Source organism: Streptococcus sp. HMSC061E03, assembly GCF_001813505.1.
Classification (GTDB): domain Bacteria; phylum Bacillota; class Bacilli; order Lactobacillales; family Streptococcaceae; genus Streptococcus.
The window spans coordinates 496,852-520,342 of the sequence record NZ_KV812784.1 but is presented as its reverse complement, the minus strand read 5'-3'; the positions used below and the strand labels follow the sequence as shown (position 1 = coordinate 520,342).

Genomic DNA, 23,491 nt, shown 5'->3' with positions numbered 1-23,491 from the left:
TTCCAGTTGATACTTATTCAATCACTTGAGTTTCAGCTACTTTCTTGTACCAATGAGCCGATTTCTTCGGATAGCGCTCTTGGGTTTCAAAGTCTACATAGAAGAGACCATAGCGTTTTTCGTAACCATTAGACCAAGAGAAGACGTCCATAAGAGACCAGATGAAGTATCCTTTGACGTTTGCACCATCAGCAATCGCATCCGACAAGACTTCCAAGTGTTGTTTCACATAATCAATCCGGCCATCGTCATAAACCGTATTGTCCACAAACTCATCTTTGTATCCAAGTCCGTTTTCAGTGATGTAGATCTTCTTGTAATTTGGATAATCTTTCTTGACACGCATGATTTGATCATACAAACCTTGAGGGTAGATGATCCAGTCCCAGTCAGTACGAGGTACATAGTCAGGAGCTACACGACGTCCAACACCTTTGATTTGGTATTTAGAGCTTCCTTTTTCCCCTTTACCATTATGAATGATTTCTGTTTCGCCATCAAAGGCTTCCATCCAATCACTCATGTAGTAGTTAATTCCAAGGAAGTCGTTCAAATCTTTAGCTGCTTCAAGTGCTGCAAAGTCTTCGTCCCGAAGATCCAGACTACCACCATTAACTGAAAGAATGTGGTTTACCCCTTCCATGGTTGCATCTGAATAGTGTCCGAGGTAAGTCGCATCCAAGATAAACTTGTTGTGGATGATATCTTCCAACTCAGCAGCACGTACGTCTGCAGGATTTTTAGGATCCAATGGATACTTAGTTGGAAGTGCGTGAACAACCCCGATTTCACCTTTATAACCTTTGTCTTTGTACAATTTCACAGCACGTGCATGAGAAACCATCATATTGTGGTGAGATTGGAAGACTTTGGCAAGGTCATATTGAATACCTGGTGGGAATTTACCAACCAAGTATTGACCATCACCGATTGGGCCAATTTCATTGAAGGTTGTCCAGTAGTTGACTTCTGGGAATTCTTCAAAACAGAAAGCAGCATAATCTACAAAGTGTTCGATATTTTCACGATTCAAGAAGTCTCCATTTGAGTGAAGAGCTTCAGGAGTATCAAAGTGGTGAAGAGTTACGAATGGTTCTACATGACGTTTATGGCATTCTGCAAATAACTTATGATAGAATTCTACCCCTTTTGGATTGACTTCACCATAGCCAGTTGGGAAAATACGTGACCAAGCAATAGAAATACGAATTCCGTTTACGCCATATTCTTCCGCCAACTGTAAGTCTACTGGATATTTATGGTAGAAATCACTCGCTGGTTCAGCAGTATACCAATAGTTGTCTGCTAAATATTTATCCCATGCAACAGGTCCTTTACCGTCTGTATGAGTCGCACCTTCTGCCTGATAAGCTGCAGTTGCGCCACCAAAAATAAAATCTTTAGGTAATGTTTTTGACATAAGTTTCCCCTTCTCAATCATAAAATAAAAATAAAGCAAGATGGAGAGGAGTTAGTGAGCCATCCATCTCCATCTCACTTCTTGTACCAAGCCACCGAATTGTGACATGAGGAGGTAAAAACGATATATTTTTACCGACGAATTAACAAGTCGATTAGGAAAATCGCCATAGCGATTTCCGTTACGATAGGAGACTGTTTCACAGTCCCTATCGTTAATCGAATTGAGCTTGAACAAAGGCTAGAGCACCTTTTCCATCACGGGTTAACTTGATGTACTGAGCACCTTCTGTCTTCGCCAATTTGATGCCTAGTTTATCTGTTTCAGCCTTCATATCTTCGAAGTTGGAAGCAACCTGAGGCGCCAAGATAACAAGGTCAAATTCTGGCAACATTTCACGGTGGGCTCCATAGCCACCTGCTGCAGCTTTAACTGGAACTTTATACTCTTCTGCGGCTTTATTCAAAGCATTGGCAAGAAGACCACTTGTTCCTCCACCAGCACAAAGAACGAGGACGTTTGTTTCTTCAGTAATTGTATTTTGTGCTGAATCTACTCCAGCTTTTTCAAGAATAGCATCTGCTTTTGCAGTGTTAAAGTTTGCAGCTACCTTTTCTTTTAATTCATCATTAGTTTTACCTGAACGTTCTTCTTCAAGAATTTGTTCATCATAAACCTTGAGGAATGGATAGTAGATAACAATATCTACTACAATTAACAATGCTGCAAGAGCGAATGATAAGAACTGGAAGTTTGTACCAAGAACAATACCAAGAGGTCCTGGTGTAGTCCATGGAAGGTTGGCAGTAAATGAGTTCATGCCAAGTGTTTCAATAAAGAACTTAAAGATCCATACGTTTGCAATTGGTGCAAAGATGAATGGGATAAAGAAGATTGGGTTCAAAACAAGTGGTGCACCAAACAAGATTGGTTCGTTTACACCAAAGAATGTAGGAACTACTGAAGCGCGTCCAATAGCACGATTTCGTTTCGATTTACATAACCACATAAACATGAACGGAACAACAAGAGTTGCACCAGTACCACCCATAGTGACGATGAACATTTGTGTACCAGATGTAAGGATCTTATCAGCGTGCATACCTTGTTGAAGGAGGTTCAAGTTGACTTCGGCATTTGCATAAGTGATCGCTGCAATCGCAGGCTCAACGATAGATGGGCCGTGAATACCAATAAACCAGAAGAATGCAAAGGCACCGAAAATAATCGTAATACCAACATAACCGTCTGCTGCTGAGAATAGTGGAGCAAGAAGGGTACCGATTGATTCAGCAACCGTTACATGAAGGCTTGCTTTCACAACTAATTCAAGTGCATACAAGAGTACAACTGACAATGTAAATGGAATCAGGTCTTTAAATACTTGTGAAATATTTGGTGGAACCTCGTCTGGCATGCGAATCGTCACATTATTTTTCACACAGACCTTATAAACATTAACGGTAACAAAGGCTGCAATGAAGGCTGTCAACAGACCTTTTGTACCCATGAAGGCTGTTAAGAATCCACCTTCTTTAGCAGGTTCGGCAGCCATGAGCAAGAAGCCAACCATAGAAGCCAACATTGTAGAAATGAAGTTGATTTGGTTAGTTGCTGGAAGGTCGCGGTTCATTGAATCAGTCAAAGCCTTAGCCGTTGTACCACCAACGAAGAAGGCCAAGATGCCCATAGAATAGCTATATGGAGTCATCAAGAAAGTTTCAATATCTTTAGACCAATGGAATCCCCAAGCGTTTGGTACATACGCAATTAGGATGAAGATAGATGAGAAAAGGATAACAGGCATCCCTGCAATAAAGCCATCCCGAATCGCTCGCAAATATTTGTTTCGAGAAATCTTTTCAAAGAAAGGTTTCCCTTTTTCAATCAGTTCAATCAGTTTATTCATTATTTCGCTCCTCTTTTATATAGTTCAATCAGATGGTGAATCACGTCTTTTAATAGGATTGTTGTCATGAGATGGTCTTGACCATGCATCATGGTAATGCTATAGGGGATTTCTTCTCCTGCTGCTTCATGCGCTAGCATGGTCGTTTGAGATTTGTGAGCCTCAGCGATACAAGACCCCGCTTCTTCTACTAAGGATTCTGCTTTAGCAAAATCACCATTTTCAGCAGCTTTTAAGGCTTCCACTAATTTTGATCGAGCGTCACCGGCATAAGCGACAATTTCAAAGCCAAGTAATTGGACTTCTTCTTTATTCATGTTGGTTCCTCCTTATGATACCTTTTGAAAATTTTTATAATAGACGTTGAATATGAAGGGCTAAATAGACTTTTTCATTAGGAGATATCTTGGCTCCTGTCTGTTCAGCGATGGTTTGGTAGATTTGATGACTAATCTCATAAGCCTTTGGATAACTTAGCTGAATCAGTTGTTCCATCTCGCTCAAACCTTCTGGATCTTCTCTTCCCTTATCTAGCGAATCTAGGAAATAATTGAGATGGATCATAAAGCGATCATAGAAATGACTGTTTTCTTCTTTCCGTTTCAATCCATTTTGAGCTAGTTTTTCTTCTACAGCTTTCAAAATCGCTTGGCGATCTTGGACATCAGGATCCTGCTCATGAATGACTTCCCCTTGTGCATTGATGAAGTGATAGGCGATACGATTCACTTCGTCATCAGGAAATTGATCCAAGAGCCGCTCTCGAAAGATTTCAATCGCTTCCTTTGCGATTTTATAGGGAATCGGATGCATAGCAGACGCATCAGGTAGATCACTGTGTTTGTATCTTCCCTGTTGAACCGCCTGGTAAGAACAAAAGATGTGATCTGTAAGTGTCACATAGATATATTCTTGAACAGGATAGGCATATTTCTTAGACAAGGTATCAATCACTTCATAAGTAGTTGTAATGAAATCAAGAGGAACATCCTTTAGAAGGGCCATAAAGTTTTCTCTTGATTCATCCGTGTTTAAACGAAATACTTTTTCGACCTTATCATCAGCTACTAGATCATGTTTCTTTTTACCAAAAGCAATCCCATTCCCAACAACAATTAACTCTTGTTGAAGCTCATTTTGAACCAAAGCAACATTATTGTTCATTGGATGGATAATACGATACATGAGGCTCTCCTTTGTAAAATTTGTTAAAAGCAAATAAAAATGACCACGAAGCAACTGAAAAAACTAGCCTATGCTAATCATTCAATCTACTTGTGGTCACGCCTAATCTAACTTAGTAACGCTCACTGCTATTTAACTTATGAACTTATTCTATCATAAGTTTTTTATTTTGTAAACCCTTACAGCGAAAATTTTTAAACATTTTTTATAAAAAATAAACAAAGCCTAAAAATAATGAAGAACATTGGAAGGAATTTCTTCCTTCCAATGTTCTAAATGTTGCTTTAGGAGGCAATAACGATTTGTTTCTTACACGCGTTCTGTCCAAGGTGTTGCCACTTTAGCCAAGACTGCGTTCAATTCTTCAATATTTTGACGACCTTCTGTACGAAGCCATTCACGAGCAGCTGCTTCTCCATCTTTGATGTATGCTTCTACTGAACCTGCCCATGTCGCACGTCCACAAAGAACACCGTTGAAGTTGGCACCTGATGCATGAGCAAATTCCAATGTTTCTTGGAAGAGTTTTGCGGATACACCAGCACTGAGGTAGATGTATGGAAGGTTGGTTGCTTCTTCTTGTTCCTTGAAGAAAGCAGCCGCTTCTTCACGACTATAGACAACTTCACCTTCTCCAAATCCTTCCACGTAGTTAACATTGACAGGAACTTCTACTTTCAATACATCGATATTGAAACGAGGATCTGAGAAGACTTTCATCGCTTCAATGACTTTACGAGGTTTCACTTTTGCATATTCAGCAGAGGTTGCATCTGCAATTCCTTCATCATAAGCTAAGATTTCAAGGAAAAATGGAATGTCTTCTGCCACACATTCTGAACCGATGCGTTCGATGTAAGCTTGTTTTTCTTGGTTGAGTTCTTCTGCACTATCTACATCATAGTAGAGCAAGAATTTCACAGCATCTGCACCTTGTTCTTTAATGCGTTTTGCTGACCAAAGGTTCAAGCAGTCAGGCAAGCGTTTGGTGCTAGATGTATCGTAACCTGTCTTTTCGTATGCGAGCAAGAGTCCTGCATCTTTGTCCAAGGCTTTTGTAGCAGGTAGACCATATTCTGGGTCCAATAACATAGATGAAGCATATTTTGTCAATTCATCAGCTACAAGGACTTTTAATTCTTCCATTTGTGCTACAGTTGGCTCAGTGTCTTGGTATTTGGCCATCAAGCGTTTCAAAGCTCCACGTTGGTCGAAGGCCAAAGCTGAAATGACACCGTCTTTTGTACTAAGACGTTCCAAATAGTTGCGTTTTTGTTCTGTTAATACCATTTTATACCTCTTTTACGATTAATTGTTGATACAAGGCATCATAGTGCCCCATGTTGACATGTCCTGTTTGCGCTTCTTGCGCATTTAACATTCCAAGAACATTTGCTTTCTTAAGCAAGTCTGCGTCACTCTCATGATGATAGAGACCAGATGCAATCCCTGCAACAGTCGAATCACCAGATCCGACTGGATTGACGACATCGATCTTAGGAATATCTACCTTATAGAAGACATCCCCATGCTTAGCGAAAGCGCCATTTGCACCAAGGGAGACAATCACCCATTCGATGCCATCAAAGAGAGAATCCTGAAGAACTTCTTTTAAGTCTTCCACATTCTTACTCACTTCTTTTCCTAACAACTGTGATAATTCTTCATTGTTTGGTTTAATGACCGTAGGCTTGACAGCTGCTTGAATGGCAGCTTCTAAAGAAGCTCCCGAGCAATCGAGTACGACTGGTTTCCCAGCTTCCCTTGCAATCTTGACAAGGCTAGCATAGTAGTCCACTGGTAAACCAGCAGGAAGACTTCCAGAGATGGCAACAACCTCTACTTGTTCAACCAAGTGACGATAATGGTCTAGAAAGTCTTTCCCTTCTTTCTCAGAAATGGTTGGACCTTTTTCTAAGATTTCTGTTTGCTTGCCTTCGTGAAGGATGGCGATACAATTACGTGTATCTCCAGCAATTTCAAAGAAACGTTCCTCTATCCCTTCTCCTAAATGATCGAGAATGAATTGCCCTGTTCGACCACCAAGTAGGCCAGTCGCTGCCACTGGATCCTTTATCTCAGAAAGTACACGAGTAACGTTAAGACCTTTCCCACCAGCTGTCTTACTCACCTCAGCCACACGATTGACTGTATCCAACTGGAGTACATCCAAAGGATAAGAAATATCAATCGAAGGGTTCATCGTGACCGTTAATATCATACGTCACCTCTTAGTCGTGGTATTCACCACGGTCCCATTTTTCAAGGAATTCTGTAAAGAAATCAGCATCCGCTTGATGAGCATTATGTGTTTCCACATGTTGGATCTTAGCGATCAATTTTTTATTTTCTTCAGTTGGTTTGTATTCAGCGTGGATAAATGCTTCAATGATATCGCACATGAGCAATTCACCAGTAATTTTACCACCAAATCCGATGACATTCGCGTTCAATTCTTCTTTTGCATAGAGAGCAGTTGTCATATCGCGTACCAAGGCAGAACGGATACCAGGTACTTTGTTAACAGCATTGTTAATCCCAACACCAGTACCACAGATACAAACACCAAGATCTGCTTGGCCACTTGCTACGGCTTCACCGACTTTCTTACCAAAGATTGGATAGTGGGTACGTGTATGGTCATAAGTCCCAAAGTCGAGCACTTCGTATCCTTTTGATTTCAAAAAATCAGAAACAGCCATTTTTTCATTTGTCACAATGTGATCACAACCAATTGCAATTCTCATTTGAATTCTCCTCTCATTAGCACATCTTATTCAACATATCAACACGGATTTGGTGACGGCCGCCGTCGTATTTACCATTGACGAAGCCTTTGGCAATGTTTTTCGCCAATTCATCTCCAACAATTTCAGCTCCCATGGTAATCATTCGAGAATTGTTGTGGCCACGTGTCATATAAGTAGAACGTTCATCTGAAACTTCTGCTGCCACCATTCCTTTGATTTTAGTCGCAACCATAAATGGACCAGCTCCATAAGCATCAATCACGATTCCAAGATTTTGATCATTTTTGTTCACTTCGCTCGCAACTGCAAGTGTCACATCTACAAAATCTTGACCTTCAGCGGTTACATCTACAACATCGAAGTTTTCTTTTACAAGAAACTCTTTCACGAGATCTTTTAATCTTAATCCTGCAGCATCTGCACCAATTACAATAGACATGTCCTGTCCTCCTTTTGTTTGTTTCAGCAAATATTCCTGTTGTTAATTTTTCACAAAGAAACATTTTCTTACTTTTGATATTATATTACACCTATTTTGAACGAAAGTCAACATTAAATTGTTTATTTTCGAACATTTTTTAAAAATAAAAACACCATATCTAGAAAAGATATGGTGTCAGTTTTCAAACTACATGGAACGATTATTTTGCATTTGCAGCATATTCTTCGTTACGTTTGATCATTTGTTTTCTGTACCAAGCGAAGATTCCGATATAGAATGCTAAGAAGACAACTACACCAAGGATAGCCTTGATATCACCAGTTGTTGCGTTACCGATTGTCCAACCGAGCAATTTTTCAACTGGTCCTTCAAGAGTTGAGTGAGTGATCAATTGAGTAGAAGCTACCCCTTTAGGGAAGGCATCAACACTCTTAGCCAATTGAGTTGCAAATGGTGCAATCAATGTACCTGAAAGAAGGAAGAGTGGCAAGAGAAGGCTTCCAAAGATGATCATACGGATCAATTTACCGCGTGTTACAACCAACAAGGCTGGAGTTACACCCATAGCGATGATACCTGCAAGTGGCAAGATACCATTTCCGACTTTAGAAAGAAGCACTGCTTCGATCAACATGATTGGCGCAAGTACGTTGGCACAAGCCCAGATTTCAGCACGACCAGCGATAAATGGCCAGTCCAAACCGATGTTGAATTTACGTCCTTGAAGACGTTTAGTAGCAACGTTTGTAATACCTTGTGACAATGGTTCTACTGCTGCGATGAACCAAGAACCGATCAATGAGAACAATTCCAAGCAGACACCGGCAGTCAAACCAAGGCTCAACCAACCTTTAATAACCAATTCCCATTTGTCAGCATCTTGTACACCAGCAACTGGATGTGGAGTACCCATGATACCGATGACGATTCCAAGAAGGAAACCGATAAAGAATTTAGATCCCCAGAAACCGATCTTCTTGTTCAATTTAGCAGCGTCGAAGTCGTATTTATCAAGACCTGGGAAGAATTTGTCAAAGATTTTATCCAAGACCATGATGATTGGGTTCATCATGTAGTTCATGTGAGTAGATGTCATAGGTGATGAACTTGGTGCATTCAACAAATCATCAAATGTTGGTTTCATCAAGTCTGAGTTGATGATTTTCATAACCCCTACAAGGACAACGGCAAGAGTTGCAACGAAAAGTGAAACTCCTTGGCTGACACCGTTATTGTCAGCATACCATTTGATCAAAAGACCAGTGATAGACAAGTGCCAGATATCGAAGATATCGACGTCAAGCGTATCCGTTTTCTTGATCGCAAGCATGATAACGTTGACGATCAACATAATCAACAAGAAGTAAAGTGTCCAGGCAGACCCCCAAGTAATGGTCGCAAGAGGCGCCCAACCAACGTCTGTGATATTCAATTGAATACCAGTATTCTCAACGAATTTTGCAAGAGATGCTGAGAAAGCTCCATTCAACATACCGATGATAGCACCGATACCAGTAAGGGCGATGGCAAGTTTAATACCACCTTCAAGCGCTTTGGAGAATTTCACTCCAAACAAAAGTGCCAATAGAGTTAGGACGATCAACATGATGATCGGAGCACCCATGTCTAGGATGGGTTTGAAAAATTTATTGGCAAAATCAATAATGCCATTCATAATAAATCCTCCCGATTTATGAATTTTTTTGTAATTTACAGCATAAAGTGTTCCCAATTTTATAATTGGATAACGCTTACAATCATGTTTAAAAAAATATTAACTTAATCCATGTTCTTTAATGGCAGCTTCGATGTTATCAAAGACTGGCGCACTCATCGCTGGAATACGGAACAAGATTGGTCCTGCTTCTACCACTGGAATACCAGGATCGAATCCCAAATCAGTAGCAGCAATTGGAGTAAAGATGTCATAACCAGAAATCAAATCTTCATTGACGTCTTTGACCATGACAGCGTCACAACGCACATCATAACCACGGTTTGACAACTCTTCTTCCAAAGCATTCTTAATTTGGTGGCTAGAGTTAACACCTGCACCACAGGCAGCTAAAATTTTAATCATTTGGATGTCCTCCATTATAAATATTTACGAATGTTTTAGGAAATAGTTTCCGTAATGTATTGATAAAGCTTATCTTCACTATCTAATTTTGATAGAGCTTCGAGATTTCCATTGGATGTAAAGAAATCCATCAGTTGGGCCAAAATATTGGTTTGGCTTGAGCTCGTATTATTGATAATGAAGAATAAAAGTGAAACTTGAACTTCCTTATCTGGAGCAATCATATTATGGAAAGTTACGGGTTGATCCAAACGAACCACAACCACATTCTCAGTGAGATTATGGACAATGTCTGTGTGCGGGATCGCCACATTTGGTAAGTCCTTACCAAGAAATTCCATGTCTAATCCAGTCGGGAAAGACTTTTCACGCTCAATCAAAGCGGAACGATAGGTTGGTGTCACAATCTGTCGCTCTTCCAATAAGCTTGCTACCTGCTCAAAGAGATCTGTTTGATCCTTGGCATGTAGGCAAAATACAAGATCTTTGTTAAAGAGTTGATTTAATCCCATTGTTGCCACCTCCTTATCTAACTATTTATTTATAGCTTCAGTATATCACTATATTGATTGATTGTCAATCATTTTTTGTCTAAATTTGTTTAATTTTGTTTGTATATCTCTCTAAAGCGCTTTCTATCCGTCATTTTCCAACATCCTTAAATCAGTAAAAAGTGGTCTCTTTTTTGAGACCACTTTGTTTTATATGATTTTCGTATACAAGCCGTATTTGTCTTTGATCTTCTTTGGAATACTATCATCGGTAATAATGGCATTTAGATCTTCCACACGATAGAAACTGTAGAAGGAATAACTATCAAACTTGCTGTTATCAGCTACCACATATTTCTCTATCGCATTGTTCAGAATAATGGCATTGCCATTTCCTTCTTCTTCATTAGCTGTGGAGACACTATGGCCATCGATTCCATTCACCCCGATAAAGGCTTTAGAAACCTTGATTTCTTTCAAGAGTTTATTGGCAAATTGACCGACAAAGGTTTGTGTCTTTACCCGGTAGCGACCACCAACTAATATCAAGTCATAATTCGGGAAATCCTTGAGCTTCTCAAAAATAGGCAGGGAGTTGGTGACGATGCTAATTTCTTTCCCTTCCAAATAATCTCCGATAAAGTCTGTTGTTGTACCAGAGCCAATAAAGACGGTATCCCCATTTTCGATCAAGTCTGCACATTTTTTGGCAATGCTTCGTTTCTCATCAATATTGATCAGATTTTTTTCACTGTGAGAAGCTTCTAATAAGCTATCTTTGACTTTTTTGTGGGCCCCACCATGTACACGAACTAAAAGACCTTGTTTTTCAAGATCAATCAGATCGCGACGAATGGTCATATCTGTCACCCCAAAAAGTTCCTTGAGCTCTTTGACCGATACCACACTTTTTCGATCCAGTTCCTGAAGAATTTCAACATGTCTGCTATCTTTCATGGTACTACTTCCATTCCTACTATATTTGTCTCTATTATACTACATTTTTCAAAAAACACAAATTCAAACATTATATTAACAAGAGTAAACACGATATTTTTAAATAAATAAAAGAAAAAAGCCTTCCGTCAATCCGGAAAGCTTTGATTTATGCTATTTCTAGCTTCCTCACCTTAATATTTCAAGGCTCGGGATAAAAAGGTTCACTGAACCTTTTTATTTTGCGATTGGGTAAACAGAAACTTGTTTTTTATCGCGACCTTTACGTTCGAAGCGTACTACGCCTTCAACTTTTGCGAACAAAGTATCGTCTCCACCACGTCCAACGTTCACACCTGGGTAGATGTGTGTACCGCGTTGACGGTAAAGGATAGATCCACCTGTTACAGTTTGTCCATCAGCTGCTTTAGCTCCAAGACGTTTTGCTTGTGAATCACGTCCGTTTGATGTAGAACCTCCACCTTTTTTGTGGGCGAAAAGTTGCAAGTTAGCAAGATTCAATTTCAACATAATTGTTTTCCTCCATGTTAGTTTTCTGTGATAACTCTTGTTTGGACGAACTCTGAAGAGTTCTCCGATAAGTTTGCCATCCCTAAGAAAAATGATTCAAAGAATAGTTGGGTCATTTCTCTTTGATGTGGTGGAATATCTGTCGGGATAGTGACCCGAAGGAAGCCACCTTCTTCTTCGTTTAATTCTAGATCCGGTTCGTAGCCTGCAAATTTCTCAACAGAGTTGATAAAGTTAATGGCTAGAGTCGAAACCGATGCACACACGACATCAAAGCCGTATTCACCGCTTCCAGCGTGCCCAGTGATTTCTGCACTCCTCAGCTCGCCATCTTCGGCTCGTTCAAAGACTGCTTGTATCATGTGTTCTCCTAAAAATTAAGCGTTGATTGCGTTGATGACAACTTTAGTGTAAGGTTGACGGTGACCTTGTTTACGGTGGCTACCTTTTTTAGGTTTGTACTTGTAAGTAACAACTTTCTTTTGTTTTCCTTGTTTTTCAACAGTTCCAACAACAGTAGCTCCTGAAACAAGTGGAGTTCCGACAACAGTGTTTTCACCACCAACAAGAACAACTTCGTTAAATGTAACTTCTTGACCAGCTTCAACGTTCAATTTTTCAACGTAGACTGCTTGACCAACTTCAACTTTAACTTGTTTTCCGCCAGTTTTAATGATTGCGTATGTGCTCATTATGCACCTCCTATGTATTTTTGGGTTTCCCCGTATTTTTGTGAAGACTCGCCTAGCATCGTGGGACGAACCACTTACTCTCATGGAAATGAGCGACGATGTTCGAGCGGTTGCACAGGCATGTGCATAGTCAACTCTCTAAGTATATCACTTCTATCAGACAAAGACAAGTATTTTTGCGCTTTGAAAGCGAATTTTCTTTGAAAAATCTATTTTTTGTATCTTGTAGTTTAAGATCGCATTCAAAACCGGCTTTCATCTACTTATCCTTAAATTTAAAGTCATTAAAGCTCATTTTGGCTTTAGACGAATCGTTCATCCCCTTCATTTTTTCTTCTTGTTCCTTAGTAATTTTTATCGGAATTGCTGCAGCAGTATTTGGTTTTAACACACCCGATTCGCTCACTTCATAGTCAACTGTAACATCTTTAAAAAGTGGCTCTCCATCATATTCCAAATTCAGGACAAAGGATCCATCACGATCGATGGTTGTGGTGGTACGATTCACAATAAAGAATAAGGCGAAGCGATTTTCCTCATTTCCAAAGGTATATCCTGGGAAAAAGACAAATAATTTTCCAGGTTCTCCAAGCGTTGGATGTTCCTTGATAAATTTCTCAGATGCTTCCAAGACTTCGTTGTCCTGGTCTTTGTACTGGTCGGCTCTGACAAATGTGAGGGGTTCTTTTTTACTGCTGGTTGACTGGCTGGTCTTTTCTTCTTTTTTCGGGCCAGTAAATGATACTTTGACGCAGCCTGTCAACAGAAGCAAACTTGTCATTAAAACGATAATTTTTTTCATCTTGTCTCCTTTAAGTTGGTTAGAAAAAGAGGCTGGATACTCCCAGTCTCTCCTATAGCAAATCCTCAATCAGGTCATCGACCTCATCTTTTTCTGCTTTTGGTGTGATCTCTGTTACGATGATACCTGCTACCGCACGCTCAACCAAAGCTTCCACATCCATACGTTGCTCATATTGCTCCGCATTTTTGAGTTTTGGATTGGTCTTTGGACGATCCGGTGCAAAGATGGTACAACAGTCTTCGAATGGCTGGATAGAAATTTCAAAGGTATCAATCTCTTGGGCAATATCGATGATTTCCAATTTGTCCATGGTCACTACCGGACGGATAACCGGCGTATTGGTTACTGCATTGATGGCTTGCATACTCTCTAAGGTTTGGCTAGCCACTTGTCCCAAACTTTCACCATTGATAATCACCAAACCACCTCGAACCTCGCGAATGCGGTCTGTAATGCGCATCATAAAGCGACGGGTCAAGGTCATGAGGTAAGCTTCTGGCGCTTTTGCCTTGATTTCTTCTTGAATCTCTGTGAAGGGCACCTCGATAAATTGGATATTGCCCCCAAACTTGGTCAACTTCCGTGTTAAATCATGGGCTTTTTTCAGCGCACCTGGGCTGGTATAAGGTGGGCTAGCAAAGTGTACTGCCTCAATGTCCACACCCCGCTTTAAGGCTAGGTAGCCAGCTACTGGAGAGTCGATCCCACCAGAAAGCATGAGCATGCCCTTACCAGACGTACCAACAGGAAGGCCACCTGCTCCTTTAATGGTTTCATAAGAGATGTAGGCTGCTTCTTCTCGGATTTCAACCTGCAAGTTGATATCTGGTTTTTTCATCTGAGCTTGGATAGTTGGGATCGCTTCAAAGACCGCACCTCCCAAGGTTTGATTGAGCTCGCGACTATCGAGTTCAAAGGTATGGTCACTGCGCTTACTTGAGATTTTAAAGGTCAAGCCGTCCTTGTAAATCTCCTTCATGATCTCTTGCACAGCCGCTTTTAAGGCCGGAACAGATTTTTCAATCTTGTAAACGGGTGAAAAATTTTGGATTCCAAAAACCTGCTTGAGGGATTCTGCTACTGGCTCATAATCTGTCCCATGCAGATAGGCATGCGCCCGATCGCGGTCAGCTGTCACTTTGACAGCTGGATAGATAGATAAAACATCTTGGATATTATTGCGAAGTTTATTGATAAAACGCATACGGTTCTTTCCTTTAGTAGAAAGCTCTCCATAGCGAATCATAATTTCTGAATAGGTTAAGGTCATGTTGATTTCCTTCTAAAATTAACGTACTTTTCGTGTTTGCTCGTAAATCAGTTTGAACTTGGTTAAGAATTGCTCGACTTGGCTCATGTCTTTTTCAAGATCGAGACTCAAGCGAACAGCTGTCTGTGCGATACTCTTATCCACTCCCATAGCAATCAAGGTTCCAGCTGGCTTACCAGCTTTGGACGAGCAAGCACTGGTTGTCGAGATGTAAATATCAAACTCTTCAAAGGCATGGACCACTACTTCTCCACGAACTCCCTTGATCCCGAAAGTCAAGATGTGAGGCGCAAAGTGATCCTCACCAGAAAAGATGGTGACATCTGGATAGTTGGCCAATTCTTTGCGGATGACTTCTTTCATCTGCTGGGTCTTGTTGGCAAAAGCTTCTTGGTTTTCCATAGCTAAGCGTAGGGCTTTTGCTGTTGCTGCGATGCCTGCCACGTTCTCGGTTGTCGAGCGCATTTCTTTTTCTTGACCACCTCCGGTTAAGAGAGGGGTGATCTTTTTGCCTTCTTTGATGTAGACAAAGCCGACTCCGCGAAGTCCATGGAATTTGTGACTAGAGAAGGTCGCAAAGTCCACGCGCTCTGGTAGATAAACTTCTGTTGCTACCTTTGCCAAGGATTGCACAGCATCGACATGGAAACTAATCGTTGGACGATCTTCCAGGAGAGCTGCGATTTCATGGATGGGCTGGATGGAACCAATCTCATTGTTGACGGCCATGACAGAGACCAAGGTCGTATCCGGACGGAGAAGACTAGCCAAGGCATCCACCTTGACAAAGCCACGCGCATCCACTGGAGCGTAATCCACTTCGAATCCCTGCGTCTTTAGCCAAGCAGCTGACTCCTTGATAGCGGGATGCTCGATGTCAGAGACAATGATATGCTTGCCATAAGGAGCTTTCTCAAAGGCGACACCCTTTAGGATCCAGTTGTCCCCTTCTGTCCCACCAGACGTGAAGTAAATTTCCTCAGCTTTCTTGCCAATTAGCTCCGCAATTTGTTTCCGAGAAGCTTCCAAAATACGAGTAGCTTGACTACCTAGATTGTGCAAACTAGAAGGGTTGCCCCAGATCCGAGTCGCTACTTCTGTATAAGTCGCAAGGGCTTCTGGATAGGGTTTAGTCGTTGCTGAATTGTCAAAATAGATCATGTCCTACGCATCCATCACTTTCTTTTTACGTAACTTCTATTTTATCATTTCTAACCGCTTGGGACAAGGATTTGATAAAGAGAGATGCGGCAAAATCACTCTATAAAATTCAGTTCTTTTTAGACATTTTTCAGAAAATGACTTATAATAGGAAAGTGTTAAAAAACAATTTTTGATAGAAAGAGAATGAACATGTCACAATATTCAAGAAGTAACAAAAACCAAAAACCTGAGGAAAAAGTTGATACAAGACCATCTCGCGGTGAGAAAGTCAAACAAGGTTTGTCCGTATTTCAAACGGTTGTAGCTACGATTGCCAGTCTCCTAGGGATTATCGTCACTTCCTTTACCATCATGAGTCTGCTCAATAAAGACAATCAAAAAACAGAAGACAAACCATCTAGTAGCACCAGCGTCGTCGTGGTCCACGATAAGGGATCTGACTCAAGCGCTACTAATACAGATGCTAACACCAATACACAAACCAATTCAAGCAATACAGAAACAAGTTCACAAAAAGAAACCGATAGCTCATCTGCTACTGAATCTAGCTCGTCTGCCGCACAAGACCAAGGCTCCACAGCAACAGACAGTGGCGCAGATACAGCATCATCTGGAACCAACTAAAAAATCAGTAAGGACAACCTTACTGATTTTTTTTATCTTTCGATTCCAGCTTTTTCTGATTTTTATAGAAAGCATCTATCTCGTTGTCATACTCCCATTTGAGCTTTGAACGCTCTTCCTGGAATTGATCCAATCATTCATATGGAAACTTTTTGGGTCTATATCTGTAAGCTGATTCTGCTAATGAAGCATATAGATTATCAAAACTTTTTAAATTCCAATTAGTCAAATAATCTCCCCCCAATTCTAATGTCGGATCCTATATACATCTCATCTAAATTTAATGTATTGTCCTCATTAATTGGGATATCTACTCCCCAACTCGATTCTTCAATATGATTTATACCTCCATAAACACTCATGTAATATTCAGGAGTTGTCAGTCCACCATCACCCCACTGCGTCTGATCCCAATCAATCTGAACGGATTCAACTTTTGAATTTTGTGCTTTGACTAAATCAATAACCTTCTGTTCGTGTTCTTTTAGATAGTCCAGTTGTTCTTTTTTTATGTCTTCATCTGGTTTTTGTACGACTTTCTTTGAAGATGAGGTCGTTATCTTCTGTTCGGGGCTTTTGGTCAGGGTCATGATTTTTCCTCCAAGAAAAACCAGTCCTAGGATCGGTAACAAAATGATCAAAAGTAGTTCCATTTGTCTCTTCATAAATCCTCCTTACAGGCTTTGAATCTTCCAGTTCTTACTCAATATAATCACCCTTAATACTAATATTATAGCCCATACTGAAAGTCATCTTTTGATCAGAATCAAATACAACATCCACCCTCCATCCTGAATCTTCTAGCTGATTGACTGTACCAAAAATTTCTATGACCTCATCTCCACCTTGTGGTGTCCCATTTCCACCCTCAATCCATTGCGTTTCGTCCCAATAAATTTGAACAGATTCAATCTTTGAACTCTTCGATTTCACAAAATTGACTATTTCTTGCTCGTGCTCTTTGAGATAAGCGAGCCGTTTTTGTTTGATCACTTCTATATCTTCTTTGGAGGAGGAAGTGGTGACAGTTTGTGCTTGTTTCTTATGCGCTTTTTGCTTTACAGTACAACCTCCAATACTTGTGAAAATAAGCATTAAAGCTAATAACTTAAGTGTACATTTCATTTTATTTTTCATTTTCCTCCTAACACTAATACTTCTATTTACTTAGGAAAAAATTTTCCAGCCACCATTTTCCTCGATATAGATATCATTAAGCATGTCCATTTTTTTGATAGTTGGTATGCTATTTTGATCTTCTAAGTAAAAATCAACGGAGAATTTTGTGTTTTTTAATTGATTAATTTTACCAGAAATAGATAAATTGTATCCACCACCCTGAGGCGTTCCATTCCCAGACTCTTCAATTACCATACTATTCCAATCAATCTGGACGGATTCGATTTTCGGACTTTGAGCTTTCACAAAATCAACAATTTCTTTTTCATGTTCTTTCAAATAGGCTAGCTGTTTTTGTTTAATGGTTTCTTTGTCCTCTTTTGTAGTTGAAGAGGTGACAGTTTGCGCTTGTTTCGTTTGCTCTTTTGATTTTATAGTGCATCCTTCGATACTAAATAAAGCAATTATCGATGTTACTGTTAGCAAAATAATTTTAGTATGTTTCTTCATAATTTATCCTTAAATTTCAACATAGATCAAAAGAACTACTACTCCAATATTTCTTCACCGATGGTTATATGATTAAATATGGAAATTTTTTTCAAATCGATTGAATCATCATCATTAATCGGCATAGAGGCACTCCATCCTGAATCTTCAATATGATTCACTGTTCCATAAACTTCAATAGAATAATCAGGAAACAAGAAACCTCCATCACTCCATCTCACATCAGTCCAATCAATCTGAACTGACTCAATTTTTGAATTTTGAGCCCTCACATAATCAACGATTTCTTGCTCGTGTTCCTTGAGAAATGCGATTTGCTCTTTTTTTATTTCTTCTTCTGATTTTTGTACGACTTTCTTTGAGGATGAAGCCGTTACCTTCTGTTCGGGTCTTTTGGTCAGATTCATGATTTTTCCTCCTAGAAAAACCAGTCCTAGGATCGGTAACAGAATAATCAAAAAAAGTTCCAGTCGTCTTTTCATTTTTTCTTCTCCAATCCTTCCTTTCATGACTGAATGGGCCAGTCACTTTCCTTACTATTATAGCATCTTTCATTTGAATCTCAATCTAACTCACTAGTTAGAGACTATATGCAGCAATCAAAAAGGAACCCTGAGGTTCCTTTTGTGTTATTTTCGATACATCTTGACCTGAAGGTAAAGATCGTTATAGACTCCAAGCAATTTCTTGCCTAATTGTTGATAGACTTCCAAATGGTCCAGCGTTTCATCGCTTGGATAGAAGGATTGGTCATCTTGGATTTCTTTTGGCAACATGGCTTTGGCTTTTTTATTTGGCGTTGAGTAGCCGACATAAAGAGCATTTTTCAAAGCATTTTTAGGACGAAGCATGAAGTTAATAAAGGCATATGCTGCTTCTTTATTTTTCACGGTTTTTGGAATGACAATGTTATCAAACCAAAGGTTGCTGGCTTCAGTTGGGACGACATAGCGAAGATCCTTATTGGCTTCGAGCATTTGGCTGGCTTCTCCTGAGAAGGTAACCCCAATAGCCGCATTGTTTTGGATCATATAGCCTTTCATCTCATCAGCAACCAAAGCTTTGATGTTTGGCGTCAAGGTGTAGAGTTTATCTACTGCCTCTTGCAATTTCTTTGGATCCTTTTCATTGAGGCTATAGCCCAAGGTATTGAGACCAATTCCCATGACCTCACGCGCACCATCGTACATCATGATGTCATTTCTGTACTCTTCACGCCAGAGATCTGACCAATGTTCAGGAGCATTTTTGACCATCTTGGTATTGTAGATAATCCCCAAGGTACCCCAGAAGTAAGGGACTGAATATTGGTTGCCCGGATCAAACGATTGGTTCAAGAGTTTTGGATCGATATTTTCCATCCCTTTGATCTTGGATTGGTCCAACTTTTCAACCAGATGCTCATCCATCATCTTAGCAATCATGTATTCACTAGGAATCGCAATATCGTAAGTGGTTCCACCTTGCTTGATCTTGGTGTACATGGCTTCGTTGGAATCAAAGGTATCATATTGCACCTGAATCCCTGTCTCTTTTGTAAATTCCTTGAGCAATTCCGGATCGATATAATCTCCCCAGTTGTAGATGACCAGCTTGTCACTATTCTTGGTATTCATGCTCGCTTCGATCTGGTGGCTAATTCCCCAGAGGACCAGAATGACAAGGACAATCCCAGTTAGGAATGAATAAAGTTTTTTCATGCTGCTTCCTCCTTTTCACGGGTGATAAAGTAATAACCGATGACCAAGAGCACACTAAAGAGAAAGACAAGGGCGGACAAGGCATTGATACTGAGGGAAATCCCTTGACGCGCACGTGAGTAGATCTCTACAGACAAGGTTGTAAAGCCATTTCCGGTTACAAAGAAGGTCACGGCGAAGTCATCAAGAGAATAGGTAAAGGCCATAAAGTAGCCCGCAATGATGGCTGGTGTCAGATACGGCAACATGATCTCTTTGAGCATTTGCACTTGAGTAGCTCCCAAGTCATAGGCCGCATTGACCATATCCCGGTTCATTTCCTTGAGTCGTGGCAAGACCATCAAGACCACAATGGGAATCGAGAAGGCCACGTGGCTAGCCAGAACAGATAGGAAACCTAGCTGGTACTTCACCGTCGTAAAGAGAATCAAGAAGCTGGCCCCAATCATAACGTCTGGTGCTACCATGAGAATGTTGTTGATGGAGAGCAATGGTCCTTCTAACTTTTTCTTGGATTGGTAAATATAAATGGCTCCAAAGGTTCCAATCACTGTCGCAATCAAGGCTGACAAGAAGGCCAAGAGGAAGGTCTCTGATAAGATCAGCATCAGGCGACTATCTGCGAACAATTCATTGAAATGCTCAAGCGTGAAGCCCGTGAAGGCATTCATATCTCCCCCTTTATTGAAGGCATAAAAGATCAAATAGAAGATGGGAAGATAGAGGATCAGAAAGACGAAGCCTAGATAGAAATGGGATACTTTTTTCATCGTTCTCTCCTTTCTCTCGTTGCCCACATGGTAAGGAGCATAGCAAGGATCAGAACAACTCCGATGGTGGAACCCATTCCCCAGTTTTGTGTAGTCAGGAAGTGCTGTTCAATCGCAGTCCCCAAAGTAATGACCCGGTTTCCACCGATCATCCGTGTCAACATGAAGAGGCTCAGACTAGGAATAAAGACAGATTGTACACCTGAGCGGACTCCATTCATGGACAAGGGGAAGACCACATGACGGAAGGTATCCCAACGATTGGCTCCCAAATCATAGCTGGCATTGATCAAGTTTGGATCTAAGTCATCTAAGACATTAAAGATCGGCAAAATCATAAAAGGCAACTCGATGTAGCTGGCTACAAAGATAAAGGAGAAATCGGTAAAGAGGATCTGCTGGGGAGCGACTCCGAGAAAGCTTAAAAAGCTATTGATGGAGCCGTTTTGACCAAAGATTCCGATAAAGGCATAGGCCTTGAGCAAGAGATTGACCCAGGTTGGCAAGACGATCAACATCAACCACAACTGCCGGTGTTTGAGCAGCGTCAAAAAGTAAGCAGTCGGGTAGGAGATCAAGAGCGTCACCAGGGTGACGATTCCGGCATAAAGGACCGAATTAAAGCTCATCTTTAAATAGGTCAGATTTTGCGAAGTAAAGAACTCTTTGTAGTTTTCAAGTGAAAACTGCCCTTCAACGTTAAAAAAGGATTGAAAGATGATCATGACTACAGGAGCCAAGACAAAGAGAAAAATCCACAAGAAATAGGGGAGGATAAATAGATTAGAGGTTGTTTTCTTCATCTCTTTCCTCCTCAATGGCATTAATCAAACCAGCTTCTTGCTCTTCCACTTCAACGTACTCTTCGATCCGTGCATCGAATTCTTCTTCGGTTTCGTTGAGACGCATAACGTGGATATCTTCTGGTTCAAAGTCTAGCCCGATAACTTCTCCCACGATAGCCTTACGAGTGGAGTGAATCATCCACTCATTTCCCAAATCATCATAGGCGATGATCTCGTAATGAACACCACGGAAGAGCTGGGTGTCCACTTTCACTTGGAGCTTGCCTTCTTCAGGAAGAGTGATTTGCAAGTCTTCAGGACGAATGACGACTTCAACTGGTTCATTTGGACGCATCCCCCCATCGACCGCTTCAAAGCGTTTGCCATTGAACTCAACCAAGTAGTCCTCGATCATGCGACCATCTAGAATGTTAGACTCCCCGATAAAGGTGGCTACAAAGTGGTTAATCGGTTCATCATAGATATCAACCGGTGTACCAGATTGGACGATTTCTCCTTCATTCATGACAAAGATCCAGTCACTCATGGCAAGAGCTTCTTCTTGGTCATGGGTAACAAAGACAAAGGTAATCCCCAAGCGTTGTTGCAATTCCCGCAACTCATACTGCATGTCTGTCCGCAGTTTCAAGTCAAGTGCAGACAAGGGCTCATCTAAAAGGACCACTCGTGGTTCATTGATAATAGCCCGGGCAATAGCTACCCGCTGGCGTTGACCACCGGATAATTTTTGGATCGAACGTTTTTCAAATCCAGCTAACTGGACCATTTTCAAGACTTCTGAAACCCGACGTTCGATCTCAGCCTTGTCCACCTTTTTCAAACGAAGGGGAAAAGCCACATTTTCAAAGACCGTCATATGTGGAAACAGGGCATAGGACTGAAAGACGGTGTGGACATCCCGTTTGTTGGTAGGGACATCATTGATCCGTTCCCCGTCAAGATAGACATCTCCAGTCGTCGCATCCAAAAGACCGGCAATGATATTAAGGATGGTCGATTTTCCAGATCCAGATGCACCGAGCAGGGTATAGAACTTCCCTTCTTCCAATTCAAAATTGATATCCTTTAGGACAACGGTTCCGCTATCTTCAAAGACCTTTGAAACATTTTTAAACTCAATAATTGGTTTTTTCAATTCACATAAATTCCTTCTTTACTGCAATTACCAAACTGCTTTTCAAACGAAAATGCAGCGGCTGACAGGAAGACCTGTCAGACCACCAATACCTCTCGGGGACTTACTAGACTGCCCCACCTATTTACGGTATCGATAGGCACTCACCCCCTCTCCGACTGATGCTATCGATGGTTCACTATCAATTGTTCTTCAATACTTAAGCTCTTAGGCTTGGCCGATAATACGAACTTCTGGTTCTAAACGGACGCCTGAATGAGCTTCTACTGCCTCAATGACATGGGCGATCAAATCTTCGTAGTCCTTAGCTGTTCCATTATCGACATTGACCATAAAGCCGGCATGCTTTTCAGAAACTTCCACACCACCGATTCGATAGCCTTTTAGACCTGCTTCACTGATCAATTGACCTGCAAAATGACCGACAGGACGCTTAAAGACAGATCCACAAGAAGGGTATTCAAGGGGTTGTTTCAACTGACGAAGATGGGTCAACCGATCCATCTCCTGCTTGATCGCCTCGTGATTGCCTGGTGACAAAGCAAATTTGGCAGAGATGACAACAGCGCCTGTCTCTTGAATCTTAGAATGACGGTAGCCAAAAGCTAGTTCACTCGCTGACAGAGTTTCGATCTCTCCGTCTTTGGTCAAGACCTTACAGGATACAAGGACATGCGCGATCTCTCCCCCATAGGCTCCCGCATTCATAAAGACAGCACCACCGACACTGCCTGGAATGCCACTAGCAAACTCGAAGCCTTTCAAACTATGGTGCAAGGCCACATGAGTGGTGTCGATGAGTTTAGCTCCTGCCTCTGCTTCGATCACATAGCCGTCCACACTGATGTCACGCAAGCGATCAAACATAATGACAAATCCCGGAATGCCCCCATCACGGACAATGATATTGGACGCATTGCCCAGGACCATCCATGGGATTTGCTCTTGGTTGGCAAATTGGACGATGCGTTTTAATTCGTATTGATTGCGAGGAAAGGCTAAAAATTCAGCATTCCCACCTACCTTTGTGAAGGTATAATATTTTAAAGGTTCTTGAAAACGGATATCAATCCCTTCAAGAATTTGATTCATTTTTTCATTCATCTTTCTGTCTGTTCTCTCTCTATAAAAATACAAACTATTATACCAAAT

Annotated in this window: 28 protein-coding genes and 1 other annotated feature; of the genes, 1 reads left to right on the top strand and 27 read right to left on the bottom strand. The window is 40.9% G+C overall.

Features of this window, described 5'->3' with window-relative positions:
- Positions 1–13 precede the first annotated feature (13 nt).
- The 18 genes from lacG to HMPREF2917_RS02605 all read right to left on the bottom strand — a co-directional run bounded on the left by lacG (position 14) and on the right by HMPREF2917_RS02605 (position 15,672).
- A complete protein-coding gene (gene lacG, locus HMPREF2917_RS02690; RefSeq protein WP_031573632.1) occupies positions 14–1,420 on the bottom strand; it encodes a 6-phospho-beta-galactosidase in 1,407 nt (468 codons plus the stop codon).
- 214 nt (positions 1,421–1,634) lie between these two features.
- Positions 1,635–3,329 carry a lactose-specific PTS transporter subunit EIIC gene (locus HMPREF2917_RS02685; protein ID WP_031573630.1) on the bottom strand — a complete coding sequence of 565 codons (1,695 nt, stop codon included), beginning with the start codon at positions 3,327–3,329 and terminating at the stop codon, positions 1,635–1,637.
- Positions 3,329–3,646, bottom strand: coding sequence for a PTS lactose/cellobiose transporter subunit IIA (locus HMPREF2917_RS02680; RefSeq protein ID WP_003007713.1), 318 nt, complete (start codon positions 3,644–3,646; stop codon positions 3,329–3,331). Before HMPREF2917_RS02680 ends, HMPREF2917_RS02685 begins: the two co-directional genes overlap by 1 nt.
- 34 nt (positions 3,647–3,680) lie before the next feature.
- Complete coding sequence (locus tag HMPREF2917_RS02675) at positions 3,681–4,514, bottom strand: PRD domain-containing protein (RefSeq protein ID WP_049485463.1); 834 nt, start codon at positions 4,512–4,514, stop codon at positions 3,681–3,683.
- Positions 4,515–4,823: 309 nt separating this feature from the next.
- Positions 4,824–5,804, bottom strand: a complete 981-nt coding sequence (gene lacD, locus HMPREF2917_RS02670; RefSeq protein ID WP_049484016.1) for a tagatose-bisphosphate aldolase — start codon at positions 5,802–5,804, stop codon at positions 4,824–4,826.
- A gap of 1 nt (position 5,805) precedes the next feature.
- Complete coding sequence (locus HMPREF2917_RS02665) at positions 5,806–6,735, bottom strand: tagatose-6-phosphate kinase (protein WP_049498246.1); 930 nt, start codon at positions 6,733–6,735, stop codon at positions 5,806–5,808.
- Between the two features lie 10 nt (positions 6,736–6,745).
- Positions 6,746–7,261 (bottom strand): galactose-6-phosphate isomerase subunit LacB, encoded by a 516-nt coding sequence (gene lacB / locus HMPREF2917_RS02660; protein WP_003002763.1) that lies wholly within the window; start codon positions 7,259–7,261, stop codon positions 6,746–6,748.
- A gap of 16 nt (positions 7,262–7,277) precedes the next feature.
- A complete protein-coding gene (gene lacA, locus HMPREF2917_RS02655) occupies positions 7,278–7,703 on the bottom strand; it encodes a galactose-6-phosphate isomerase subunit LacA (protein ID WP_070588906.1) in 426 nt (141 codons plus the stop codon).
- A gap of 202 nt (positions 7,704–7,905) precedes the next feature.
- Positions 7,906–9,381, bottom strand: coding sequence for a PTS galactitol transporter subunit IIC (locus tag HMPREF2917_RS02650; protein WP_049498245.1), 1,476 nt, complete (start codon positions 9,379–9,381; stop codon positions 7,906–7,908).
- 99 nt (positions 9,382–9,480) lie between these two features.
- Complete coding sequence (locus HMPREF2917_RS02645; protein ID WP_003002828.1) at positions 9,481–9,786, bottom strand: PTS sugar transporter subunit IIB; 306 nt, start codon at positions 9,784–9,786, stop codon at positions 9,481–9,483.
- 35 nt (positions 9,787–9,821) lie between these two features.
- Positions 9,822–10,298, bottom strand: coding sequence for a PTS sugar transporter subunit IIA (locus HMPREF2917_RS02640; protein WP_023918370.1), 477 nt, complete (start codon positions 10,296–10,298; stop codon positions 9,822–9,824).
- A gap of 189 nt (positions 10,299–10,487) precedes the next feature.
- Positions 10,488–11,234, bottom strand: coding sequence for a DeoR/GlpR family DNA-binding transcription regulator (locus tag HMPREF2917_RS02635; RefSeq protein WP_049498244.1), 747 nt, complete (start codon positions 11,232–11,234; stop codon positions 10,488–10,490).
- Positions 11,235–11,450: 216 nt separating this feature from the next.
- The gene (rpmA, locus tag HMPREF2917_RS02630; RefSeq protein ID WP_003002805.1) at positions 11,451–11,744 is read right to left on the bottom strand and encodes a 50S ribosomal protein L27; all 294 of its coding nucleotides are present in this window, start codon (positions 11,742–11,744) and stop codon (positions 11,451–11,453) included.
- Between the two features lie 17 nt (positions 11,745–11,761).
- On the bottom strand, positions 11,762–12,106 hold the full coding sequence (locus tag HMPREF2917_RS02625) for a ribosomal-processing cysteine protease Prp (protein ID WP_031573608.1): 345 nt from the start codon (positions 12,104–12,106) through the stop codon (positions 11,762–11,764).
- A gap of 15 nt (positions 12,107–12,121) precedes the next feature.
- Entirely contained in the window at positions 12,122–12,436 is a 315-nt protein-coding gene (rplU, locus tag HMPREF2917_RS02620) for a 50S ribosomal protein L21 (protein ID WP_003007734.1), read from the bottom strand.
- 34 nt (positions 12,437–12,470) lie between these two features.
- Positions 12,471–12,558 (bottom strand) — a sequence feature (ribosomal protein L21 leader region).
- Positions 12,559–12,695: 137 nt separating this feature from the next.
- A complete protein-coding gene (locus HMPREF2917_RS02615; RefSeq protein ID WP_070588905.1) occupies positions 12,696–13,238 on the bottom strand; it encodes a membrane lipoprotein lipid attachment site-containing protein in 543 nt (180 codons plus the stop codon).
- A gap of 52 nt (positions 13,239–13,290) precedes the next feature.
- The gene (thiI, locus tag HMPREF2917_RS02610) at positions 13,291–14,511 is read right to left on the bottom strand and encodes a tRNA uracil 4-sulfurtransferase ThiI (RefSeq protein ID WP_049488308.1); all 1,221 of its coding nucleotides are present in this window, start codon (positions 14,509–14,511) and stop codon (positions 13,291–13,293) included.
- A gap of 18 nt (positions 14,512–14,529) precedes the next feature.
- A complete protein-coding gene (locus HMPREF2917_RS02605; protein ID WP_070588904.1) occupies positions 14,530–15,672 on the bottom strand; it encodes a cysteine desulfurase family protein in 1,143 nt (380 codons plus the stop codon).
- A gap of 192 nt (positions 15,673–15,864) precedes the next feature.
- Here HMPREF2917_RS02605 and HMPREF2917_RS02600 point away from each other — a divergent pair, with 192 nt between their 5' ends.
- A complete protein-coding gene (locus HMPREF2917_RS02600; protein WP_049498239.1) occupies positions 15,865–16,299 on the top strand; it encodes a DUF6556 family protein in 435 nt (144 codons plus the stop codon).
- 221 nt (positions 16,300–16,520) lie between these two features.
- On the opposite strand, the gene HMPREF2917_RS02595 is transcribed toward HMPREF2917_RS02600, so the two are convergent.
- From HMPREF2917_RS02595 to murB, 9 genes are all read right to left on the bottom strand, one after another.
- Positions 16,521–16,964: a hypothetical protein gene (locus tag HMPREF2917_RS02595; protein ID WP_049498238.1), complete on the bottom strand. Its 444-nt coding sequence runs from the start codon at positions 16,962–16,964 to the stop codon at positions 16,521–16,523.
- 34 nt (positions 16,965–16,998) lie between these two features.
- A complete protein-coding gene (locus HMPREF2917_RS02590; RefSeq protein WP_049498237.1) occupies positions 16,999–17,436 on the bottom strand; it encodes a hypothetical protein in 438 nt (145 codons plus the stop codon).
- A gap of 30 nt (positions 17,437–17,466) precedes the next feature.
- Complete coding sequence (locus HMPREF2917_RS02585) at positions 17,467–17,928, bottom strand: hypothetical protein (RefSeq protein WP_070588903.1); 462 nt, start codon at positions 17,926–17,928, stop codon at positions 17,467–17,469.
- Between the two features lie 38 nt (positions 17,929–17,966).
- Complete coding sequence (locus HMPREF2917_RS02580; protein ID WP_049498235.1) at positions 17,967–18,437, bottom strand: hypothetical protein; 471 nt, start codon at positions 18,435–18,437, stop codon at positions 17,967–17,969.
- Between the two features lie 120 nt (positions 18,438–18,557).
- Complete coding sequence (locus HMPREF2917_RS02575) at positions 18,558–19,628, bottom strand: ABC transporter substrate-binding protein (protein WP_003016505.1); 1,071 nt, start codon at positions 19,626–19,628, stop codon at positions 18,558–18,560.
- A complete protein-coding gene (locus tag HMPREF2917_RS02570) occupies positions 19,625–20,398 on the bottom strand; it encodes an ABC transporter permease (RefSeq protein ID WP_003002847.1) in 774 nt (257 codons plus the stop codon). The genes HMPREF2917_RS02575 and HMPREF2917_RS02570 overlap by 4 nt, the downstream gene beginning before the upstream one ends.
- On the bottom strand, positions 20,395–21,201 hold the full coding sequence (locus HMPREF2917_RS02565) for an ABC transporter permease (protein WP_049475040.1): 807 nt from the start codon (positions 21,199–21,201) through the stop codon (positions 20,395–20,397). Before HMPREF2917_RS02565 ends, HMPREF2917_RS02570 begins: the two co-directional genes overlap by 4 nt.
- Positions 21,182–22,339: an ABC transporter ATP-binding protein gene (locus HMPREF2917_RS02560; protein ID WP_003002881.1), complete on the bottom strand. Its 1,158-nt coding sequence runs from the start codon at positions 22,337–22,339 to the stop codon at positions 21,182–21,184. Before HMPREF2917_RS02560 ends, HMPREF2917_RS02565 begins: the two co-directional genes overlap by 20 nt.
- A 207-nt stretch (positions 22,340–22,546) precedes the next feature.
- Positions 22,547–23,443 (bottom strand): UDP-N-acetylmuramate dehydrogenase, encoded by an 897-nt coding sequence (gene murB, locus HMPREF2917_RS02555; protein ID WP_023918387.1) that lies wholly within the window; start codon positions 23,441–23,443, stop codon positions 22,547–22,549.
- Positions 23,444–23,491 lie beyond the last annotated feature (48 nt).

Bases quoted from the DNA above. Each gene is read 5' to 3' on its own strand.
- lacG (WP_031573632.1), bottom strand. From the start codon at position 1,420: ATGTCAAAAACATTACCTAAAGATTTTATTTTTGGTGGCGCAACTGCA.
- HMPREF2917_RS02685 (WP_031573630.1), bottom strand. From the start codon at position 3,329: ATGAATAAACTGATTGAACTGATTGAAAAAGGGAAACCTTTCTTTGAA.
- HMPREF2917_RS02680 (WP_003007713.1), bottom strand. From the start codon at position 3,646: ATGAATAAAGAAGAAGTCCAATTACTTGGCTTTGAAATTGTCGCTTAT.
- HMPREF2917_RS02675 (WP_049485463.1), bottom strand. From the start codon at position 4,514: ATGTATCGTATTATCCATCCAATGAACAATAATGTTGCTTTGGTTCAA.
- lacD (WP_049484016.1), bottom strand. From the start codon at position 5,804: ATGGTATTAACAGAACAAAAACGCAACTATTTGGAACGTCTTAGTACA.
- HMPREF2917_RS02665 (WP_049498246.1), bottom strand. From the start codon at position 6,735: ATGATATTAACGGTCACGATGAACCCTTCGATTGATATTTCTTATCCT.
- lacB (WP_003002763.1), bottom strand. From the start codon at position 7,261: ATGAGAATTGCAATTGGTTGTGATCACATTGTGACAAATGAAAAAATG.
- lacA (WP_070588906.1), bottom strand. From the start codon at position 7,703: ATGTCTATTGTAATTGGTGCAGATGCTGCAGGATTAAGATTAAAAGAT.
- HMPREF2917_RS02650 (WP_049498245.1), bottom strand. From the start codon at position 9,381: ATGAATGGCATTATTGATTTTGCCAATAAATTTTTCAAACCCATCCTA.
- HMPREF2917_RS02645 (WP_003002828.1), bottom strand. From the start codon at position 9,786: ATGATTAAAATTTTAGCTGCCTGTGGTGCAGGTGTTAACTCTAGCCAC.
- HMPREF2917_RS02640 (WP_023918370.1), bottom strand. From the start codon at position 10,298: ATGGGATTAAATCAACTCTTTAACAAAGATCTTGTATTTTGCCTACAT.
- HMPREF2917_RS02635 (WP_049498244.1), bottom strand. From the start codon at position 11,234: ATGAAAGATAGCAGACATGTTGAAATTCTTCAGGAACTGGATCGAAAA.
- rpmA (WP_003002805.1), bottom strand. From the start codon at position 11,744: ATGTTGAAATTGAATCTTGCTAACTTGCAACTTTTCGCCCACAAAAAA.
- HMPREF2917_RS02625 (WP_031573608.1), bottom strand. From the start codon at position 12,106: ATGATACAAGCAGTCTTTGAACGAGCCGAAGATGGCGAGCTGAGGAGT.
- rplU (WP_003007734.1), bottom strand. From the start codon at position 12,436: ATGAGCACATACGCAATCATTAAAACTGGCGGAAAACAAGTTAAAGTT.
- HMPREF2917_RS02615 (WP_070588905.1), bottom strand. From the start codon at position 13,238: ATGAAAAAAATTATCGTTTTAATGACAAGTTTGCTTCTGTTGACAGGC.
- thiI (WP_049488308.1), bottom strand. From the start codon at position 14,511: ATGACCTTAACCTATTCAGAAATTATGATTCGCTATGGAGAGCTTTCT.
- HMPREF2917_RS02605 (WP_070588904.1), bottom strand. From the start codon at position 15,672: ATGATCTATTTTGACAATTCAGCAACGACTAAACCCTATCCAGAAGCC.
- HMPREF2917_RS02600 (WP_049498239.1), top strand. From the start codon at position 15,865: ATGTCACAATATTCAAGAAGTAACAAAAACCAAAAACCTGAGGAAAAA.
- HMPREF2917_RS02595 (WP_049498238.1), bottom strand. From the start codon at position 16,964: ATGAAGAGACAAATGGAACTACTTTTGATCATTTTGTTACCGATCCTA.
- HMPREF2917_RS02590 (WP_049498237.1), bottom strand. From the start codon at position 17,436: ATGAAAAATAAAATGAAATGTACACTTAAGTTATTAGCTTTAATGCTT.
- HMPREF2917_RS02585 (WP_070588903.1), bottom strand. From the start codon at position 17,928: ATGAAGAAACATACTAAAATTATTTTGCTAACAGTAACATCGATAATT.
- HMPREF2917_RS02580 (WP_049498235.1), bottom strand. From the start codon at position 18,437: ATGAAAGGAAGGATTGGAGAAGAAAAAATGAAAAGACGACTGGAACTT.
- HMPREF2917_RS02575 (WP_003016505.1), bottom strand. From the start codon at position 19,628: ATGAAAAAACTTTATTCATTCCTAACTGGGATTGTCCTTGTCATTCTG.
- HMPREF2917_RS02570 (WP_003002847.1), bottom strand. From the start codon at position 20,398: ATGAAAAAAGTATCCCATTTCTATCTAGGCTTCGTCTTTCTGATCCTC.
- HMPREF2917_RS02565 (WP_049475040.1), bottom strand. From the start codon at position 21,201: ATGAAGAAAACAACCTCTAATCTATTTATCCTCCCCTATTTCTTGTGG.
- murB (WP_023918387.1), bottom strand. From the start codon at position 23,443: ATGAATGAAAAAATGAATCAAATTCTTGAAGGGATTGATATCCGTTTT.